Consider the following 18,990-nt stretch of genomic DNA (forward strand, 5'->3'; position numbering starts at 1 on the left):
TACGGCCCGTAAACGGGCTACCCGGATAAGGGATCGATAACTGCTCACCCATTTTATCTTCTGTAAGCTGGTGCTTTATGTATTCCTGTATCTTCACCGTGTTCTTACCCACCGTATCTACGTAGTATCCCCGGCACCAGAACTCTCTATTCCTGTACTTGAATTTCATATCCCCAAACTGCTCATACAGCATCAGACTGCTTTTCCCTTTCAGATACCCCATAAAGCCGGATACGCTCATTTTGGGTGGGATTTCCACAAGCATATGGATATGTCTGCACAGCATTCCGCTTCCAGAATCCGCACGTTTTTCCACTCACACAGCTTTCTTAAGATGCTGCCTATCGCCCTGCGTTTCTCTCCGTAGAACGCTTGTCTTCGGTATTTGGGCGCAAAAACTATGTGATATTTACAGTTCCATCGGGTGTGCGCTAAGCTCTTTTCGTCCCCCATTGGGACCCCCTTTTGATTTCTTGTTGAACTTTTGCAGTTGCCAGACCGCAAGGTGTTTTAACAAATCAAAAGGGGTTTTAATAACAGGCCCAAAGCTGAAAGCTTTCCGGAACTCCCAGCCTAGCTGGGGGTTTTCTGTGCACAAAAAAAGCCCGACGGATGTCGGGCTTGAGCTTCCTGGGCTGGATTAACGCAGCAGGGACAGTACGTTCTGCGGAACCTGGTTTGCCTGGGAGAGAACGGAGATACCAGCAGACTGCAGGATATTCGCGCGGCTCATTTCAGACACTTCAGAAGCGAAGTCCGCGTCCAGGATACGGGAGCGGGATTCGGACAGGTTGTTAACGGTGCTGTTCAGGTTGCTGATAACAGAATCGAAACGGTTCTGGGTGGCACCCAGGGAAGAACGCAGTTCGTCAACCTGGGCCATTGCCTGGTCGATGGTGTCCAACTGAGTGGTCATCGCCACCAGGCCGGCGGTTGCTGCGCCGGCATCAGCCGCCCCGTATTTGTCGCCCGGGGCAGTTGCAGTCAGGTCATTGATAGCCACGGTCTTCACCTTGCCGTCAGCAGCCACACCAAAGTAAGTGGTGTTGCCATCCTTATCGGTGGTGGAGTACACGTCGCCACCTGCCACAGTTTCCAGTTCAGCCAGCGCAGCAGCATCGAGCTTGACAGTTTCGCCATTGGCATCAGTGATGCTTGCGCCCACGCCCACTTTGGTGGCCACGCTGGTGACGTCAAAGCCGGACATTCCCAGGGTGCTGGAGTCAACCTTGTTCAGGTTGATGTCGATGGTCTGGCCGTCGTTGGAACCAACCTGAATCCCCAGAGTCTGGTCAGCGCTCAGAACCTTCACGCCGTTGAATTCGGTCTGCTCGGAGATACGGTTGATTTCTTCCAGACGGGCGTTGATTTCGTCCTGGATGGATTTACGGTCAGACTCGGAGTTGGTGCCGTTCTGAGCCTGAACGGTCAGACGACGGATGTTCTGAAGGTTATCGTTGACTTCGTTCAGCGCGCCTTCAGTGGTCTGTGCGATGGAGATACCGTCGTTGGCGTTACGTGACGCCTGGGTCAGACCGGTGATGTTGGCGGTGAAACGGTTGCTGATAGCCTGGCCGGCAGCATCATCTTTTGCGCTGTTGATACGCAGACCGGAAGATAGACGCTCAANTGCCGTTCTGAGCCTGAACGGTCAGACGACGGATGTTCTGAAGGTTATCGTTGACTTCGTTCAGCGCGCCTTCAGTGGTCTGTGCGATGGAGATACCGTCGTTGGCGTTACGTGACGCCTGGGTCAGACCGGTGATGTTGGCGGTGAAACGGTTGCTGATAGCCTGGCCGGCAGCATCATCTTTTGCGCTGTTGATACGCAGACCGGAAGATAGACGCTCAATGGAGGTGCCGAGAGCGGACTGAGATTTGTTCAGGTTGTTCTGAGCAACCAGGCTGAGGGCGTTAGTATTGATAACCTGTGACATGAATTAGCCTCTTACTTAAATTAGTATTAGTTAAAGACGCGGGACGAAGTGCAGTTAGCGTGTTATTCGTTCGCATATTAAAAACATCGGCGCGACCAGGAATCACTGAAATTTTTTTTTAAGTCATGCTATTCAAATGTTGCTTAAATAACCACATGTTAATTTTTTGTGGGTGTTTATTTCAATTTCCCTTGCCGTGGTAAAGAAAGGAAAAGAATGGGAATGGCGAGAATTATCCGAATCCACTGAAACGGGCTCATAAGTGTGCGCATTTCAGGCGTTAATACAATTATGCGATATGCGTTATAATCGCATCCGGACATCCGTTAAAATAGGGGACGCGGCAATTCGTTAAAATGCACGCAATATTGATGATATTTATTCTGCTGGTCCTGAAAATGAGTACGAAACTTCTTAAAGTTATCGGGTCAATGTCCTGAAAAGCGCAAGAGTGTGTATTATCTGTACCTGAGCGGTTGCCTGTGCAGAGACAAAAAATTAAACTTTATTTTTTTAAAACCGATATCTGGTAGTGTGTTGATAAAAATATAAAGCAGCGCCATAAAGGAGACGTAATGGCTTCAATATCATCATTAGGTATCGGGTCAGGCATAGATACAGCAGCCATGCTTGAGCAGATTAAATTAGGTGAACAGTCACGTTTGACCCCGTACACCAGCCTGCAGTCAAGCTATAAATCAAAGGTTTCCGCATGGGGGCTGATTTCAAATTCAATGTCTGCGCTGCAGACGAATGTTGGTAAGCTGAATGGTGAAGCCTTTAATACCCTGACGGTAAGCACTAACACCTCATTCAGCGCTACCGCGACGTCGGATGCCCGTGCAGACACGCATGCGGTGACCGTACATCAGCTGGCGACAGCACATAAGATTAAGACCGACGCCTACGAAAGCCAGGATGAGCGTCTGGGCGAGAATACGGGTGGCACCCGTACCATGACCATTTCGCAAAAAGATGGCAGCGAAATGGAAGTCGAACTGGCTGATGACGAGACTTCTCTTGCACAGATAGCCAAAGCCATTAACCGTGAAAACGGTGATGTCACGGCGAGCGTACAGCGTACGGATGACGGCTATCAGCTGGTACTGAGTTCGAAAACCACCGGCACAGACGGTGAAATTAGCGTCAACGTTGAGGGTGACGACACCCTGGCTGGCGTGCTCAATACCACCGGCGGCGGCGATACGGGCGAAGATGACAGTCCGGGCACCGGAATGAAAGTGGTCTCTGCCGCGACGGATGCCAAACTGACCGTCGACGGCAGTAACTATACGCGCTCGAGCAACACCATCACCGATATTCTTGATGGCGTCACGCTGACGCTGAAAGCCGTGACGGAAGCGGGCGAGCCTGAGCAGCTCACGCTGAACAAGGATAACTCTGCCATCGAGAGCAGCGTGCAAGAATTTGTCACGCAGTACAACTCGTTGATGGGACTGACGAGCAGCTCCAGCAAATATGTGCCTTATGATTCGTCGAGCCTCTCTAACAATGAGCTGGCGACGACCAACTCAGAAAACGGCGCGCTGATGGGGGATGCCACCCTGCGCGGTATGGTGGGTGAGCTTCGTTCTGCCGTGAACGGCGTGTACGGAAATTCCGATTCGACGTACCGTTCGCTGGCGGATATCGGTATTAAGATTGACGCTTCGACCGGCCAGATGACGCTGGATGAGGACAAGCTGAAGCAGGCGATCGCTGATGATGCGGACGGTATCGCCTTTATGTTTATGGGTACCGAGGAAAACCCGGGCCTGGCGGCGACCCTCGACGGCATCATCACAAAATATGTGGGTGATTCTGAGAACAAAGTGGATGGGATCATTAAGAACTCCACTGACAGTCTGAATTCTCAGGTCGACATTCTGCAAACGCAGATCGATAAAACCCAGCGTCTGATTGACGCCTCCGTAGAGCGCTATCGTGTGCAGTTCCAGCAACTGGACTCCACGATGGCACAGCTAAACAGCATGAGCGCACAGCTCTCTGCACTGTTGCTGACACTCTAAATTTTTTACAGATAGCGATTTTCAGGCAAAGGTGACGTTACTTTGCCTGTTTAAAACGGAGCTTATTATGTACGGTCAAGGAATAAAAGCATATGCACAGGTTGACCTGGAGAGTCAACTGGCCGGTGCGACACCGCATCAATTGATCAGTATGCTATTTGATGGAGCGCATAACGCCATTTTACGTGCGAAAATTTATTTCGAAAATGGAAATATCGCCAAGCGCGGTGAAATGATTTCGAAAGCAATTAACATTATTGATAACGGATTACGCTCCGCTCTCGATCACGAGCAAGGGAAAGAAATTGCTCAGGAACTTGAGATGCTATACGAATATATGTCGCGCACGCTGCTTGAATGCAACATGCGTAACAACCCGGATAAGTTAACCCACGTTGATGAGTTACTGATGAGTCTTGCCAATACGTGGAAAGAAATTGAACCCTCGCAGAAACAGGTGCGCCATGGATAAATCCATTACTGCCAATTACGAAAATATTTATCAACAAAACTTAGTATTACTTGAGATGGCCAGGCAAGGAGAATGGCAGAGTTTTATCGAGCTTGCAGCAGATTACATTGTGACGTTGCAGGACGCCATCACCGGTCATTCATATGATCTGTGCTCGGATGAAAAAGAACAGCTCAAGTATTATCTTCAGCGTCTGATGGATAACGAAGATATTATTATGAATGCAATGAAAGGGCGCCTTGATGTATTACGTCGGGATATGTCCGCATTGAACCTTGGAAAAAAATGCAATCAGGCATACTCCTCCAACTTCACATCGACACTTCAGTAATCTGAGACAAGGCTGTTTTCGTCTTCAAAATAGCCTTTGTCTATTCTCTTCGTTGTAAAAGTCTCCCGTCCTTCAGGGGACAGCATTGTTTTCCTCTTTTTTGCAACGCCTCTTTCTGCGTCATCCACGGCTTTTCCTGGCTGTCGGTTTCCCTTCTTTGTGCATCGTTTCTTACCGCCGTTGCTGCTGTCGCCATGTTTGATGGGGGCGCTCATGACCGGTGCTGATGTGCTCAGCGCGGTCAACAATAAAGAAAACGAGGGCGTCGTTGGCCCCGAAGGGGAAAAGAGGGGGATTAACGGTAATTAATGGTGAGCTGGTTGCTGACGACATTCAACGTCGGGCGAAGCTGCCCCTGGCTGTTTACGGAGTAAACGAAACGATAGGGAACCTGCGCCTGCATTGGAACGGTCACCGTCTGACGGCCGGTAAGCCCCGGCAGCCTGATACAGCGCCGGGCTGTGCACAGTTTGATTTCAAGGCCGGGGGGCGGGGGGGAAAGAAGCTGAATCTGCCAGCTGATGGACGTGGTCATGGCCTGGGCTGGAACACCCGCCGGAGCGGTCAGCGTGCGCGAGGCCAGGATTTGTTTCCCCGTGCTGATGGTGCCGCCCGCGGTTTTTTGCGTCCACGACCCGCTGGCGGCGTTCACCGCCAGCGGGAAAAACAGCCCGGACAACAGGATACGCTTTATGCGTATCACTCTTTGCCACCAATAATGTAAGTCATACGCACGGTACGGTTGTTGGTGATTTCCAGGTTGGAGAGCACCGTCAGCTGCGGGAATACGCGACGCAGGAAACGCGACAGCATAAAGCGCAGCGGCTGATTGACCAGCAGAACGATCGGCGCGCCAATCGCTTCTTGCTGCAAAATTGCTTTCTCGGTCTGGCGCATAAGATTTTCCGCAATGCCCGGCTCAATTGCGCTGCCGCTCTGGCTTGCCTGAATCAGCAGGCGCTCGAGGTTAAGATCCAGCCCAATCACCTGAATTTCGCCGGTCCCCGGGAACCACTGCTGGGTGATGGCCCGGCTCAGGCGAATACGAACCTGTGCGGTCAGCTCATCCGGGTCGGCCTGCACGCCAGCGAATTCAGCCAGCGTATCAACAATGGTGCGCATATCACGGATGGAAATGCGTTCCGCCAGCAGGTTCTGCAATACCTTATGGAAGTTCGTCAGGGTAATCACGCCAGGGATCAGATCCTCAACCAGCTTCGGCATCTCTTTTGTCAGACGGTCCAGCAGCATCTGGGTTTCCTGGCGACCAAACAGCTCGTCGGTATGGGTCGCAATCAGGTGATTAAGGTGCGTGGCAATCACTGAACTTGGGTCGACCACGGTGTAGCCGAGCGTCTGAGCATGTTCGCGCATTACTTCATCAATCCACACCGCAGGAAGGCCGAATGCCGGCTCCTGGCACGGCGTGCCGGGCAGCTCGCCCTCTGCGCAACCTGGGTTAATTGCCATCCAGCGCTCCGGCAGCGCTTCACCGCGACCAATTTCAACACCCTTTAACAGAATACGGTACTCCGTCGGGGAGAGATCCAGGTTGTCCCGGATGTGTACGGCCGGGGGTAAGAAGCCCATTTCCTGGGCGAACTTTTTACGAATACCGCGAATACGGGTCAGCAACTGCCCGTTCTGATCGCTATCCACGATAGGGATCAGACGGTATCCCACTTCCAGACCCAGCACATCTTCCATCTGCACGTCAGACCAGGACGCTTCTGAAACGCGCGCCGCTTCTGCCTGTGCTTTTGCAGCGGCTTTATCTTCTTTTTGCTGGCTCTTGCTGCCGCCACTTTCTTCCATCTGGCGTCCGCGCATCCACCAGGCAATCCCCAGTAAGGATGCGGTAAACAGCAGGAAAACAAAGTTAGGCATGCCCGGGATCATCCCCAGCAGGCCGACAATGGCGGCGGTCAGCACCATCACGCGCGGATTGGTAAACAGCTGGCTAATCATCTGCTCGCCAACATCTTCATCCGTCGAGACGCGGGTGACGATAACACCGGCGGCGGTAGAGATGATTAACGCGGGGATCTGACCTACCAGGCCATCACCGATGGTTAAGATGGTGTAGGTTTCGGCAGACTGCGATAGCGTCAGATCGTGCTGCATGATACCGATCAGCAGACCGCCGATGATGGTGACGGCCATAATGATCAAACCGGCGATGGCGTCACCGCGCACGAACTTGCTCGCACCGTCCATTGAACCGTAGAAATCCGATTCCTGAGTGACGTCTGCGCGGCGGCGTTTCGCTTCTTCTTCACCAATCAGACCGGCATTAAGATCGGCGTCGATTGCCATTTGTTTACCCGGCATACCATCGAGCACAAAGCGCGCGCCCACTTCGGCGATACGTCCCGCACCTTTGGTGATAACCATGAAGTTAATGATTATCAGGATGGCAAAGACCACGATACCTATCGCAAAGTTACCGCCCACGAGGAAGTGACCAAAGGCTTCAACAACGCGCCCTGCGGCGTTCGAACCGGTGTGGCCTTCCATCAGAATGATACGCGTGGATGCGATATTTAGCGCCAGGCGTAGCAATGTCGCGAACAGCAGCACCGTCGGGAAAGCGGAGAAATCCAGCGTTTTCTGGGTAAACATCGCCACCAGAAGAATCATCAGCGACAGAACGATGTTAAAGGTAAAAAACAGATCCAGCATAAATGCGGGCAGGGGCAGAACCATCATGGACAAGATGATGAGGATAAGCACCGGCCCGGCCATGATCTGCCACTGGGTATCTTTCAGGTTTGGTAATCGTAATTTTTCGGCGTATCCAGCCATCACTCTTTACTCTCTTTTGCAAAATCCATTGCCGGTGGCACGGACAAACTCTTCGGTTTAACAGGGGCGACACCGCCCGTCTGACGCCAGCGGCGCAGGCCGTAAACCCAGGCCAGCACTTCAGCAACCGCGCTGTACAATTCAGCCGGAATAGGGCTGCCAATATCGCAGTGGCGGTAGAGCGCACGCGCCAACGGCGGCGCTTCCAGCATAGGAATGTTGTGTTCTTTCCCTGCTTCCCGAATACGTAATGCCACCTCACCTGCGCCTTTCGCCAGGACTATTGGGGCGCCCGTTCCGCCTTCCTTGTAGCTCAGCGCGACGGAATAGTGGGTTGGGTTATTGACGATAACGTCAGCTTTTGGCACATCGGCCATCATGCGCGAGCGGGCTGATGCACGCTGGAGCTGCTTGATGCGCCCTTTCACGTGCGGATCGCCTTCGCTCTGTTTAAATTCGTCGCGAATTTCCTGACGACTCATGCGCAACTTTTTCAGATTACTGAATATCTGATAAAAAACGTCGTAGCCCACCATCGGGATCAACGACAGAATGACAACCAGCAGACAGCCTGCGATCAGCCCGCGCGCATCATTCAGCGCATTGGCGACGGAGCCTGTACCCAGCTGCATCATCTGCATCTTGTTGCTGTAGAGAAACAGCCCGCCGGCGATCCCAACCAGCGTTACTTTCAGAATACTTTTCAACAGCTCTGACACGACCTGGGCGGACACCATGCGCTTAAGTCCGGACAGAGGATTAATGCGCTTCAGGTCAAATTTCAAAGACTTACCGCTTAAATTGATCCCACCCAACAGCATGGATGCGGAAATAGCGGTCAGAAAAAGGCCCAACAAAATCGGCAAAATAGAGGTTGCCGCCATGGTGAGCAGCAATCGTAGCTGACGAACCATCGACATGGGTTCAAGCAGCATCATGCGATCGAAGCTCAGCCCGTTTTGCAACAGCAAGACCAGCTTGCGGGCGACGATATCACCGCCTAACAGAATCAGCCCCCAGCCCATCAGCAGCATCAGCAGCGAGGTCAGTTCCTTGGATCGGGGAACATTACCGTCTTTTCGCGCCTTCTCTTTTTTCTGGGGTGTGGGTTCTTCTGTTTTTTCTACATCACTATCTTGCGACATGCTTTCGGTACATCTTTAAACAGTAAAACAACAAAAATCGCTGCTGAGCCTCGCGCTGTGCGGGCGCAGACAGCGTTGTGGCAATTAAAAACCAAGGCTTTCAAGCAGGTCATCAACCTGATCCTGAGACGCGACGACGCCAACTTTAGAGTTGTCAATTTGCGGGCCATTCTTCAGGTTGTGGGTCTCCACTTCCTCTTTCTGGCGCTCCGGTATGTTTTCCAGCAGAACCTGAATCAGCTCTTTCTCAACATTCTCAATCAGGTTCATCATGCGTTGGATCACCTGGCCGGTCAGATCCTGGAAGTCCTGAGCCATCATGATTTGCATCAGCTGCTCGTTGGTTTGACCCGCCAGTTTCGGCGTATCACTCAGAAACTGACGGGTGTCATTGACGAGATCTTTGGCTTCGGCCAGCGCAATAGGGTCGGCGAACCAGGCATCCCAGCGTTCGGTCAGCGCTTTCGAACGGTCGTTCAGCTGATCCTGCAACGGACGGGCAACTTCAACACAGGTCAGGGCGCATTCCGCGGCCTGAGAGGTTTTTCCAACGACATAGCAGAGGCGATCGCGTGCATCCGGAATGGCGTCAGCCGCGTCCATAATGGCGCGGTCGAGACCCAGATTAGTCAGGCTGTCACGCAGCAGGCGAGTCAGATGCCCAATGCGTGAGAAGATATCTTTATAGCTATCGTCGGTCGTAGCATTGCTCTGCGAATTCATCCTTACCACCCAAGTTTTTCAAAGATTTTGTTGAGTTTCTCCTCAAGCGTTGCCGCTGTGAAGGGTTTGACTACGTATCCACTTGCGCCCGCCTGAGCCGCGGCAATAATGTTTTCCTTCTTCGCTTCCGCCGTGACCATCAGGACCGGCATCTGGCTCAGCTCGCTGGATTTGCGGATTTCAGACAGCAGTTCCAGGCCGTCCATGTTGGGCATATTCCAGTCGCTGATAACGAAATCGAAAGAGGATTCACGCAGTTTCGCCAGCGCATCCTGCCCGTCTTCAGCTTCATCTACATTGTTAAAGCCCAGATCTTTTAAGAGGTTGCGAACAATACGGCGCATTGTGGCGAAATCGTCAACAACTAAGAAACGTAAGTTTTTATCTGCCATTTTTTTTCCTGATATCGATAAGCCCCCAGGGGAGGCGCTGAGTTAATAAGTAAAATACTTAAATTCGACGAGCCTGACCGACAACGCTGTTGAGCATGTGCTGGCTCATATCTGCAAGGTCGACCACCTCGCACGCAGCGTTCAGGGCAATCGCCTCGCGCGGCATACCGAACACCACGCAACTTCTCTCGCTTTGGGCGAGGGTGTGTGCCCCGGCTTTGCGCATCGCCAGAAGGCCTTTTGCGCCATCGTTTCCCATCCCCGTGAGGATCACACCGATGGCATTTTTCCCCGCGCAGGAAGCAACAGAGTTAAACAGCACATCTACCGAAGGGCGGTGACGATTAACGGGGGCGGATTCGTTCAGCTTGAGGTGGTAGTTCGCGCCGCTACGGATCATCTCCATGTGCAGCGCGCCGGGGGCGATATAAGCATGCCCCGGCAGGACGCGATCGCCATCTTCTGCTTCTTTCACCGAGATCTGACAGAGCTTGTCGAGACGGTCAGCGAATGAGCGTGTAAAGCCCGGCGGCATATGCTGGGCAATCACCAGGCCCGGACAGTTACGTGGTAAAAGCGTTAACACCTGGCGCAGCGCTTCGGTTCCCCCCGTGGATGAACCGATGGCGAAGATTTTTTCACTGCTCAGCAGCGGCGCGGCAATTACGTGCGGAGTGGCAACACGCTGCTCGAGACGGTGAACCACGGCGAGCGATGCGGTGCGGATTTTCTCGGCAATCGCTTCGCTGTAGCTGTTCATGCCTTCTTTCAGCCCCATTTGCGGTTTGGTGACAAAATCCAGCGCCCCCAGCTCCAGCGCGCTCAGGGTGATTTCAGACCCTTTGCTGGTCAGGGAAGAGACCATGATGACCGGCATAGGACGCAGACGCATCAGACGTTCCAGAAAATCCAGACCATCCATACGCGGCATTTCAACGTCGAGGGTCAGTACGTCAGGGTTGAAGCGTTTGATCAGATCGCGGGCAATAATGGGGTCTGGTGCCGTCGCCACCATCTCCATATCGTCATGAGAATTGACGATATCGGTCATGATGTTGCGGATCAGCGCGGAGTCATCTACGCAAAGTACTTTGATTTTCTTCATCGTTTCTCCTGTGCCAGGGTATAGACCGACTGGCCGCGCAGACGAAACGGCCCGTTTATGTTGTTGAAGTGCTCTGAGTGGCCAACAAACAAAAGCCCGCCAGGCTTAAGCAAACGAGAAAAACGGTTCATCAATTGCTGCTGGGTTTTCTGATCGAAATAGATCATCACGTTGCGGCAAAAAATGGCGTCGAAAGGGGCAGGAATATCCCAGTTCTGGTCCAGTAAATTCATATGCTGGTAATGGATCGTATTCAGCAGGTCGCTACGCACTTTCACCAGATTTTTCTGGGAACCCGTACCGCGCAGAAAGTAGTTTCGTTTTTGCTCAATCGACATACAGTCAAGATCGTTCAGGCGATACACGCCCGCCATCGCGGTCGAAAGCACTTCTGTATCGATGTCTGTGGCCCAAACCCGCGGACCGGCACTGGTGCTGCCCAGCGCTTCATCCAGCGTAATGGCAACCGAACACGGTTCTTCACCTGTAGACGATGCCGTACACCAGACGTTGTAATTTCCACGGCGCTTGCGGGCGTGTTCTGCCAGCAGCGGGAAGTGGTAGGCTTCACGAAAGAATGACGTCAGGTTCGTCGTCAGGGCGTTGACAAACGCCTGCCACTCGTCGCTGTGTAAATTGTTTTCCAGCAGCTGCAGGTAGTCAGAAAATCGGGTTAAATGGCGCTCACGTAAACGGCGGGACAGGCGGTTATAAACCATATCACGCTTCTGATTGGTCAGAACGATGCCGGCGCGCTGATAAATAAGTTCGCTAACTTTTTCCAGTTCGCGGTCTGAAATACTTGATTCAATATTCACTTTCTTAGTATTCATGTTAATGACATCGTTTTCGTTGCCCATAAATGACACCCTTACGATGTCTGGTGTGTATCATTAATTCTATTATCCTGTCGGTTTACTCAGGATAATATCAACGGGCTCGGGTGTTAATATACAGTTAATTTTGTTATGACAGGGTGTTTTTTACGTTGATGTAGATGCTTAAACACTCATGTTCATTATTTCCTGGTACGCGCTGACCATTTTATTTCGAACCTGAATACCCATATTTAATGCGATGGACGATTTTTGCAGCGAAACCATGACGTCATTCAGGCCAATATCCGTTGCCCCTGCAAGGTAGGCCTCAGACTGCGTCTTTGCAGTAATTTGCGTTTGATTAATATTACTTACACTATTAAACAGCATCTCTGAGAATGATGCGGTCTTATCATTTCCAAAGTCTGAGATAAATGAGCTCTTTATGGGAGAGGTCGATATTTGCTGTGTCTGGAATTGAATCTGCTCCAGAACTCCCCCCATCGATTGAATAGCCATTACTTTTACCTTTTATTCTGAAAAACCAGGAAGTGGATGCACTTCTTTTATAGCTAAAGATTAACATGTCGACACCTTGTAAGAATAATTCAATAAGCCGACAGAAGTTTCAGCTTATCAGTACTTAAAATTTTCACATTTAGAAGATAATACACATTATGGAATTCTGTCGGCGGATGCACCGCTTCGTTTTCTGTCCATCCTTACAGGAGTACTGATACGCAATATTGCGTCCAGATTGCGTCACTTATTTTCATACAGGACTACGGCATGAATGCCACAACAAACGGAACAAAAACTAATTACATCGCCAGTGTGGTGACTGCACTCGACCGACTGCGTGCAAACCCTAAACTCATTCTGCTTATTGCGGCTGCGGCCGCTATTTCTGTGGTTGTCGCGCTTTTGCTGTGGGCTAAGGCGCCGGATTACCGCGTGCTTTACAGTAATATCAGCGATCAGGATGGCGGGGCTATCGTGTCGCAGCTGTCCCAGATGAATATCCCATATCGTTTCGACGATCGCGGCGGGGCGATTATGGTTCCTGCTGATAAGGTTCATGAAGCGCGATTATATCTGGCACAGCAGGGATTGCCGAAAGGTGGCGCGGTAGGCTTTGAACTGCTCGACCAGGAAAAATTCGGCATCAGCCAGTTTAGCGAGCAGGTTAACTATCAGCGTGCGCTGGAGGGAGAACTGGCGCGCACCATCGAATCGCTCGGACCGGTACAGTCGGTTCGCGTCCATCTCGCGGTACCCAAACCGTCGCTGTTCATCCGTGAACAAAAGCAGCCGACGGCGTCCGTCACGGTGAATCTGTATCCGGGCCGGACCATGGATACAGGGCAGGTCAGCTCAATTTCGTACCTCATCGCCAGCGCGGTTCCCGGTCTGAACGCTGACGGTGTGACCGTGGTCGATCAAACGGGCCGACTGCTGACTCAGCAAGGTGTTCAGGGACAGCAGACGTCGCAGCTGAAATACACAAGCGAAGTGGAAGCGGATTACCAGCACCGCATTCAGTCCATCCTGGCTCCTATTGTGGGTAGTCAGAATGTGAAAGCGCAGGTGACGGCACAAATTGACTTTACGCAGCATGAGCAAACGGCAGAGCAGTTCCAGCCAAACACCGCAACGGACAAAATGTCGATCCGTAGCCGTCAGAGCACGGATTCACAGCAGGGCGGTCGCAATATTAACGGCGGTGTTCCCGGCGCGCTGAGCAACCAGCCGCCAGCCCCGACTACCGCGCCGCTCACTCAGCCTGTGGGGCAAAATAACGATGCGCAGGGCAATAACGCGGCCCCCAATGCGGCCAATGCCCCCAATGCGGCTAATGCAGCCAATACGGCGCAACAGCCACAATTGATGCCTTACAACAGTAATACGGGTGAAACGACCAACTATGAGCTGGATCGCACGCTGACGCACATTAAACGCAGCACCGGCTCCGTTGAGCGTCTTTCCGTGGCGGTCGTCGTTAACCATCTGATCGGCAAAGCAGGCGAGCCTGAAGCGCTCAGCCCGGAGCAGCTGACGCAGATCACAGCGCTGGTGAAAGAGGCGGTCGGTTTTTCCGAAGCGCGTGGCGATACCGTCAACATCGTTAACTCCCCGTTCAGCACAGCGGATGATGAAGTCATGCTGCCGCTATGGAAGCAGCCGGAAGTCATTGACCTGATGTTCGCTGCGGCGCGCTATCTGCTGATCGCTATCGTGGCATTCATTCTGTGGCGCAAAGCGGTTCAGCCTGCGTGGATGCGTCACCAGGAGCTGCTCCTGCAACGCCTTGAGCTGGAGAAAGAGGCCCGTGAGGCACAGCTTAACGCCCTCAAGCAGGAGAAAGAAGAGAACGACCGCGGCAAAGCGCAACGGAAAATTGATGCTGAATTACATACGCAGCAACTGCGTGACATGGCGGAGCAGGAGCCACAGGTTATTGCGCTTGTTCTTCGTCAGTGGATGAACAAGGAGCACCCGTAACATGAACGCTTATGAAAAAAGCGCCATTGTCATGCTGACGCTGGGCGACGAACGCGCAGCAGAAGTTTTTAAACATTTGAATACCCATGAGGTCACGCAGATCAGTTCGGCGATGGTCAGCATGAGCGGCTTCACCCATGACGAGTTATCCGGCGTGCTGAAAGACTTCCAGCATGACGCCACGGAATTCGCAGTGCTGAGTGTGAACACCAGCGACTATCTGCGCAGCGTGCTGGTGAAAGCGATGGGTGAAGAACGCGCCTCCAGTCTGCTGGAAGATCTGCTGGATTCGCAGAACGGTAGCAACGGCATTGAAACCCTCAACTTCATGGAGCCAGCGACGGTTTATGATCTGATTCGCGACGAGCATCCGCAGATCATCGCCACGATCCTGGTTCACCTGAAACGTTCGCAGGCCGCGGACGTGTTGGCCAAGTTTGATGACCGGGAACGTAACGACATTATGCTGCGTATTGCCACCTTTGGCGGCGTACAGCCGGCCGCGCTACAGGAACTGACGGAAGTGCTGAACGGACTGCTGCACGGTCAGAATCTGAAGCGCAGCAAGATGGGCGGTGTTCGTCCTGCGGCGGAGATCCTGAACCTGATGAAATCTCAGCAGGAAGATGCGGCGATCGAAGCCGTTCGCGAATACGACCACGAACTGGCACAAAAAATTATCGACGAGATGTTCCTGTTCGAAAACCTTGTCGAAATGGAAAACCGCAGCATCCAGCGTATCCTGCAGGAAGTCGACAACGAATCGCTCATCATTGCGCTCAAGGGTGCCGAAGCGCCACTGCGCGAAAAATTCTTCAGCAATATGTCTCGTCGTCAGGCGGACATCATGATGGAAGATCTCAACTCCCGCGGGCCGGTACGTATGTCCCAGGTCGAGGCGGAGCAGAAAAGTATTCTGCTTATTGTTCGTCGTCTGGCGGAATCCGGCGAAATAGTGCTTGGCGGCAGCGAGGATGTGTATGTCTGATAACCTCTGGAAAAGCTGGCAGCCGCAGGATTTGCTGGCTGATGAATACCCACTTGAGCTGGACACGCTGACGCCCGTTGCCGCAGCCAGCAACACCACGCACTTCGAATCGGATGAGCTGTTACAGGCCGAACTGACGCGCATCCGCCAACAGGCGGAGAAAAAAGGCTTTGCTCAGGGCGAAGCGCGCGGGATCGAAGAGGGGAAAAAGCGCGGCTACGAGGAAGGATTGCAGTCAGGACGGAAAGAGGGGCTGGAACAGGGGCTGGCTGAGTCCCGCGCACAGCAGGACCAGGGCGTCGAGCGCCTTAACCGCCTGTTTGCCGAATTTAAATCCGCGCTGGATAGCCTGGACTGCGTGATCCCTTCACGCCTGGTTCAGCTATCCATGACGGCGGTGCGATCGATGCTGGGTAAGCAGATTACGATCGACAACGCGCTGCTGCTGGAAAAGATCCAACGCCTCGTGGAAGAGGACACCCTGTTCAAAAGCGACATTCAGCTGTGGGTCAGCCAGGAGGATGTCGCTCTTGTGGAAGAAAGTCTTGGCCCGATGCTGACCTCGCTGGGCTGGGAGCTGCGGGGTGATGCGGCCATGTTGCAGGGGGGATGCCGAATCACCGCTGCGGATGGCGAGCTTGATGCCACGCTGGAAACACGCTGGCAGGAGCTGTGTAACCTCAGCCGTGAGGGTTACTTCTGATGATGAACCGGCTAACCGACTGGCTGGGCGAGCTTGATTCGCGCGAAACGCAAATGGAATCGTTGCGCCCGTACCGTCAGTATGGACGATTAACCCGCGCGACCGGGCTGGTGATGGAGGCCATCGGACTTAAATTACCGATTGGTACGCTGTGCATTGTTGAGCGTAAGCAGGGACAGGGTATTCAGAAAATAGAGAGTGAAGTGGTTGGCTTTAACGGCGAAACCCTTTATCTGATGCCCCTTGAGAACGTGGATGGCGTATTGCCTGGTGCCCGCGTTTACGCAATGGAGAGCGAAGATGGGAAGCAACTCCCGCTTGGGCCGGAGCTGCTTGGTCGCGTTCTTGATGCCGGGGCCAGGCCGCTGGATGGCCTGCCGCCACCCAGCCGACACTATCACAACACTTTGTTTACTCAGCCATTTAACCCTCTCCTGCGCGATCCCATTAAGAACGTTCTTGATGTCGGCGTCAGGGCGATTAACGGCCTGCTCACCGTAGGACGCGGCCAGCGTATGGGGCTGTTTGCGGGCTCCGGCGTGGGCAAAAGCGTTTTGTTAGGCATGATGGCGCGCTTCACGAAGGCGGACGTCATTGTGGTGGGGTTGATCGGCGAGCGCGGCAGGGAAGTTAAAGACTTTATCGAAAATATCCTCGGCAAAGAGGGGCTAAGCCGCTCGGTGGTCATTGCCGCGCCTGCGGATGTGTCGCCGATCCTGCGTATGCAGGGGGCCGTTTATGCGACGCGCATTGCGGAAGATTTCCGCGATCGCGGTATGGACGTGCTGCTGATTATGGATTCCCTTACCCGCTATGCGATGGCGCAGCGTGAAATCGCGCTGGCTATCGGGGAGCCACCGGCAACCAAAGGCTATCCGCCTTCAGTATTTGCGAAATTACCGGCGTTGGTGGAACGGGCAGGCAATGGCATCAAAGGCGGGGGATCTATCACGGCCTTTTATACCGTCCTGACCGAAGGGGACGATCAGCAGGACCCCATTGCTGACTCCGCGCGCGCCATTCTTGACGGGCACGTGGTGCTGTCGCGCCGCCTGGCTGAAGCGGGGCATTACCCGGCCATCGATATCGAGGCATCCATCAGTCGTGCCATGACGGAATTGATCGATAAAGAGCATTACGGGAAAGTCCGTCATTTCAAACAGCTGCTTTCGGCGTATCAGCGCAACAGAGACTTGATTAGCGTGGGGGCCTACGCCACGGGTAGCGACCCCGTACTGGATAAAGCGATTTCAATCTATCCGCAAATGGAAGCCTTCTTACAGCAGGCCATTTATGAAAGCGCCGACTATGAAGAGTCCACTCAAAAGCTCAGTGAAATTTTTGCCAATAATACCGACCAGTAAGGTTAAGACCCCGTTATGAGAAGTCGTTCACCTATGGATGTTCTGCGCGATCGGGCGCAGCAGAAGCTCGACGACACCACCCTTCAACTCGGTAAAGTCCAGCAGGACTATTCTCAGGCCGTCACGCAGCAGGAACAGCTTGAATCTTATCAGCAGGAGTATCTGCAAAAGTTACACAATACGGTGGCAAGTAAAGGAATGCTGATTTCGGATCTGGTGAATCAACAATCGTTTATCGACTCACTGGGCCGGGTCGTGCGCCAGCACTCAACGCATGTGGCTGCCTGCCAGCAGTCCGTTAACCAGGTGCTTGTTTCCTGGCGTGACGATCGCCAGCGTCTGCATGCGTTTGACACCCTGAAAAGCCGGGCCGACGGCGTACAGGCACTGAAAGAGAATCGGCAGGAACAGAAAATGATGGATGAATTTGCCCAGCGCGCCAGCGCAGGGAAGGAGCTTTTATGAATGTGATAACAACACCTGGACTGGACGCTATTCTGACCCAGGGCAGTCAGGTTCTGCCTGACGCCGGGCAGGATGAGACAGGAAACTTTGCGGCAGCGCTGGAAGAGAAAATCAATGCGCTGACGCCAGCCGATACCTCAACCTATATTCAGCCTGATGTTGCCATTGTGCTCCTGGAAAACGTGGATACCGCGCTGGCTCAGGAGGAGACGCTCGCCGCCCAGCAGGCTGGCGCCCCCGTATTACAACTGATGATTCAGGTCGATAAGGTGGTTCAGGCCCTGAGTCCGGACGTCACGACGGCAGAGGGCGAGGAAAGTCTCAACACCACGGAAATGACCACGACGCTGCCTCAGGCCTCAAATGCTCAGGCCTCAAATGCTCAGGCCTCAAATGCTCAGGCCTCAAATGGCCCGACAGCCGCAGCGCAGGCCTCGCTGCCCGTCAGCAATGCGGATAAACGCGATCAGCAGCCAGTGACCGCGTCTCCGGCGCAGTCCGTTAAAATGTCTGAAATTGCAACGGGTACCGTAACGCCAGCTTCTCAATCGCCTGAAATGAGCACAAACATGACGGCAATTCCGGATGCCCCCTCAGCACCGTTAGTCGGGGCAAGCCTGTCGACACAAACGCCGGCTCAGAGTCTGCCGTTAGCCCAACCCGTGGCTACGCCTGTCCCTACCGCGGTCCTGAACCCGGAGCTGGGAACCGAAGCCTGGCGACAGTCGCTGAACCAGCAAATGAGCATCTATACGCGCAACGGCATACAGAATGCGGAACTCCGTCTGAACCCGCAGGAGCTGGGCGTTATCCGCATTAATATGCAGCTGAACAGCGATCAGGCGACGCTGCATTTCGTTTCAGAAAACCACCAGGTTCGCGCCGCACTTGAAGCCGCCATGCCACAGCTGCGTACTTCGCTTGCGGAATCCGGCATTCAGTTGGGAGAAAGCAGCGTTGGCGCGGAGTCGTCCTCATCGTGGGAGGACAACGGACAGCCTGCGCGTTTCGCTGCGGATCACGCAGGGGATGAGGAGAACGGGGATGTTATCGCCGATTTGGCAGAGCCTGATTCGGTCATCATGCAGAGTGCGATGCGCCCGGTTGGGATAAATACGTTTGCATGACGGAAATAGTTAACTGTTAAGTTGCCGACACTAATTCGACCTAATCGCTGAATTGTCTGAGAGAGGGTGTGTAATAGAATACA

At 53.2% G+C, this 18,990-nt stretch carries 18 protein-coding genes and 3 pseudogenes; 9 read left to right on the forward strand and 12 right to left on the reverse strand.

The features are described from left to right. Positions 1-127: 127 nt before the first annotated feature. The 3 pseudogenes from tnpA to C3432_RS28180 form a co-directional block, all read right to left on the reverse strand. Positions 128-453, reverse strand: a pseudogene (tnpA, locus tag C3432_RS26095) (IS200/IS605 family transposase); the annotation flags it as partial. Positions 454-640: 187 nt separating this feature from the next. Further along, positions 641-1,642: pseudogene (locus C3432_RS26105) on the reverse strand (FliC/FljB family flagellin); the annotation flags it as partial. 1 nt (position 1,643) lies between these two features. Beyond that, positions 1,644-1,937, reverse strand: a pseudogene (locus tag C3432_RS28180) (flagellin N-terminal helical domain-containing protein); the annotation flags it as partial. Positions 1,938-2,512: 575 nt separating this feature from the next. On the opposite strand from C3432_RS28180, the gene fliD reads away from it, so the two are divergent. The 3 genes from fliD to C3432_RS26125 all read left to right on the forward strand — a co-directional run bounded on the left by fliD (position 2,513) and on the right by C3432_RS26125 (position 4,770). Beyond that, positions 2,513-3,967: a flagellar filament capping protein FliD gene (gene fliD, locus C3432_RS26115; protein WP_103780383.1), complete on the forward strand. Its 1,455-nt coding sequence runs from the start codon at positions 2,513-2,515 to the stop codon at positions 3,965-3,967. Positions 3,968-4,034: 67 nt separating this feature from the next. Then, the gene (fliS, locus tag C3432_RS26120) at positions 4,035-4,439 is read left to right on the forward strand and encodes a flagellar export chaperone FliS (RefSeq protein ID WP_103780386.1); all 405 of its coding nucleotides are present in this window, start codon (positions 4,035-4,037) and stop codon (positions 4,437-4,439) included. Next, complete coding sequence (locus tag C3432_RS26125) at positions 4,432-4,770, forward strand: flagellar protein FliT (RefSeq protein ID WP_258041665.1); 339 nt, start codon at positions 4,432-4,434, stop codon at positions 4,768-4,770. Before fliS ends, C3432_RS26125 begins: the two co-directional genes overlap by 8 nt. On the opposite strand, the gene C3432_RS26130 is transcribed toward C3432_RS26125, so the two are convergent. The 9 genes from C3432_RS26130 to fliE form a co-directional block, all read right to left on the reverse strand. Continuing rightward, complete coding sequence (locus C3432_RS26130) at positions 4,764-4,985, reverse strand: hypothetical protein (RefSeq protein ID WP_103780388.1); 222 nt, start codon at positions 4,983-4,985, stop codon at positions 4,764-4,766. The two genes, C3432_RS26125 and C3432_RS26130, sit on opposite strands and share 7 nt — an antisense overlap. An 80-nt stretch (positions 4,986-5,065) precedes the next feature. Then, the gene (locus C3432_RS26135; RefSeq protein ID WP_258041666.1) at positions 5,066-5,473 is read right to left on the reverse strand and encodes a flagellar protein FlhE; all 408 of its coding nucleotides are present in this window, start codon (positions 5,471-5,473) and stop codon (positions 5,066-5,068) included. Then, a complete protein-coding gene (flhA, locus tag C3432_RS26140) occupies positions 5,470-7,575 on the reverse strand; it encodes a flagellar biosynthesis protein FlhA (protein ID WP_103780390.1) in 2,106 nt (701 codons plus the stop codon). Before flhA ends, C3432_RS26135 begins: the two co-directional genes overlap by 4 nt. Continuing rightward, positions 7,575-8,720, reverse strand: a complete 1,146-nt coding sequence (gene flhB, locus C3432_RS26145; RefSeq protein WP_103780392.1) for a flagellar biosynthesis protein FlhB — start codon at positions 8,718-8,720, stop codon at positions 7,575-7,577. The genes flhA and flhB overlap by 1 nt, the downstream gene beginning before the upstream one ends. Before the next feature lie 84 nt (positions 8,721-8,804). Beyond that, positions 8,805-9,443, reverse strand: coding sequence for a protein phosphatase CheZ (gene cheZ / locus C3432_RS26150; protein WP_103780395.1), 639 nt, complete (start codon positions 9,441-9,443; stop codon positions 8,805-8,807). 2 nt (positions 9,444-9,445) lie between these two features. Next, on the reverse strand, positions 9,446-9,835 hold the full coding sequence (gene cheY, locus C3432_RS26155; protein WP_103780397.1) for a chemotaxis response regulator CheY: 390 nt from the start codon (positions 9,833-9,835) through the stop codon (positions 9,446-9,448). Positions 9,836-9,893: 58 nt separating this feature from the next. After that, positions 9,894-10,940 carry a protein-glutamate methylesterase/protein-glutamine glutaminase gene (locus tag C3432_RS26160; RefSeq protein WP_103780399.1) on the reverse strand — a complete coding sequence of 349 codons (1,047 nt, stop codon included), beginning with the start codon at positions 10,938-10,940 and terminating at the stop codon, positions 9,894-9,896. Further along, positions 10,937-11,800, reverse strand: coding sequence for a CheR family methyltransferase (locus tag C3432_RS26165; protein ID WP_258041667.1), 864 nt, complete (start codon positions 11,798-11,800; stop codon positions 10,937-10,939). The genes C3432_RS26160 and C3432_RS26165 overlap by 4 nt, the downstream gene beginning before the upstream one ends. Positions 11,801-11,941: 141 nt before the next feature. Continuing rightward, a complete protein-coding gene (gene fliE / locus C3432_RS26170; protein ID WP_103780401.1) occupies positions 11,942-12,277 on the reverse strand; it encodes a flagellar hook-basal body complex protein FliE in 336 nt (111 codons plus the stop codon). Between the two features lie 270 nt (positions 12,278-12,547). Here fliE and fliF point away from each other — a divergent pair, with 270 nt between their 5' ends. Genes fliF through C3432_RS26200 form a run of 6 tightly spaced genes read left to right on the forward strand, consistent with a single transcriptional unit; the run spans position 12,548 to position 18,907 of the window. Beyond that, positions 12,548-14,260 (forward strand): flagellar basal-body MS-ring/collar protein FliF, encoded by a 1,713-nt coding sequence (gene fliF / locus C3432_RS26175; protein WP_103780403.1) that lies wholly within the window; start codon positions 12,548-12,550, stop codon positions 14,258-14,260. A gap of 1 nt (position 14,261) precedes the next feature. Continuing rightward, complete coding sequence (gene fliG / locus C3432_RS26180) at positions 14,262-15,248, forward strand: flagellar motor switch protein FliG (protein WP_103780405.1); 987 nt, start codon at positions 14,262-14,264, stop codon at positions 15,246-15,248. Beyond that, positions 15,241-15,951, forward strand: a complete 711-nt coding sequence (locus tag C3432_RS26185) for a flagellar assembly protein FliH (protein WP_103780407.1) — start codon at positions 15,241-15,243, stop codon at positions 15,949-15,951. The genes fliG and C3432_RS26185 overlap by 8 nt, the downstream gene beginning before the upstream one ends. Continuing rightward, positions 15,951-17,315 (forward strand): flagellar protein export ATPase FliI, encoded by a 1,365-nt coding sequence (gene fliI, locus C3432_RS26190; RefSeq protein ID WP_103780409.1) that lies wholly within the window; start codon positions 15,951-15,953, stop codon positions 17,313-17,315. The genes C3432_RS26185 and fliI overlap by 1 nt, the downstream gene beginning before the upstream one ends. 15 nt (positions 17,316-17,330) lie before the next feature. After that, a complete protein-coding gene (fliJ, locus tag C3432_RS26195) occupies positions 17,331-17,780 on the forward strand; it encodes a flagellar export protein FliJ (RefSeq protein ID WP_258041668.1) in 450 nt (149 codons plus the stop codon). Beyond that, positions 17,777-18,907, forward strand: coding sequence for a flagellar hook-length control protein FliK (locus C3432_RS26200; RefSeq protein ID WP_258041669.1), 1,131 nt, complete (start codon positions 17,777-17,779; stop codon positions 18,905-18,907). Before fliJ ends, C3432_RS26200 begins: the two co-directional genes overlap by 4 nt. Positions 18,908-18,990 lie beyond the last annotated feature (83 nt).

It is taken from the genome of Citrobacter amalonaticus, from assembly GCF_002918555.1.
GTDB lineage: Bacteria > Pseudomonadota > Gammaproteobacteria > Enterobacterales > Enterobacteriaceae > Citrobacter_C > Citrobacter_C amalonaticus_A.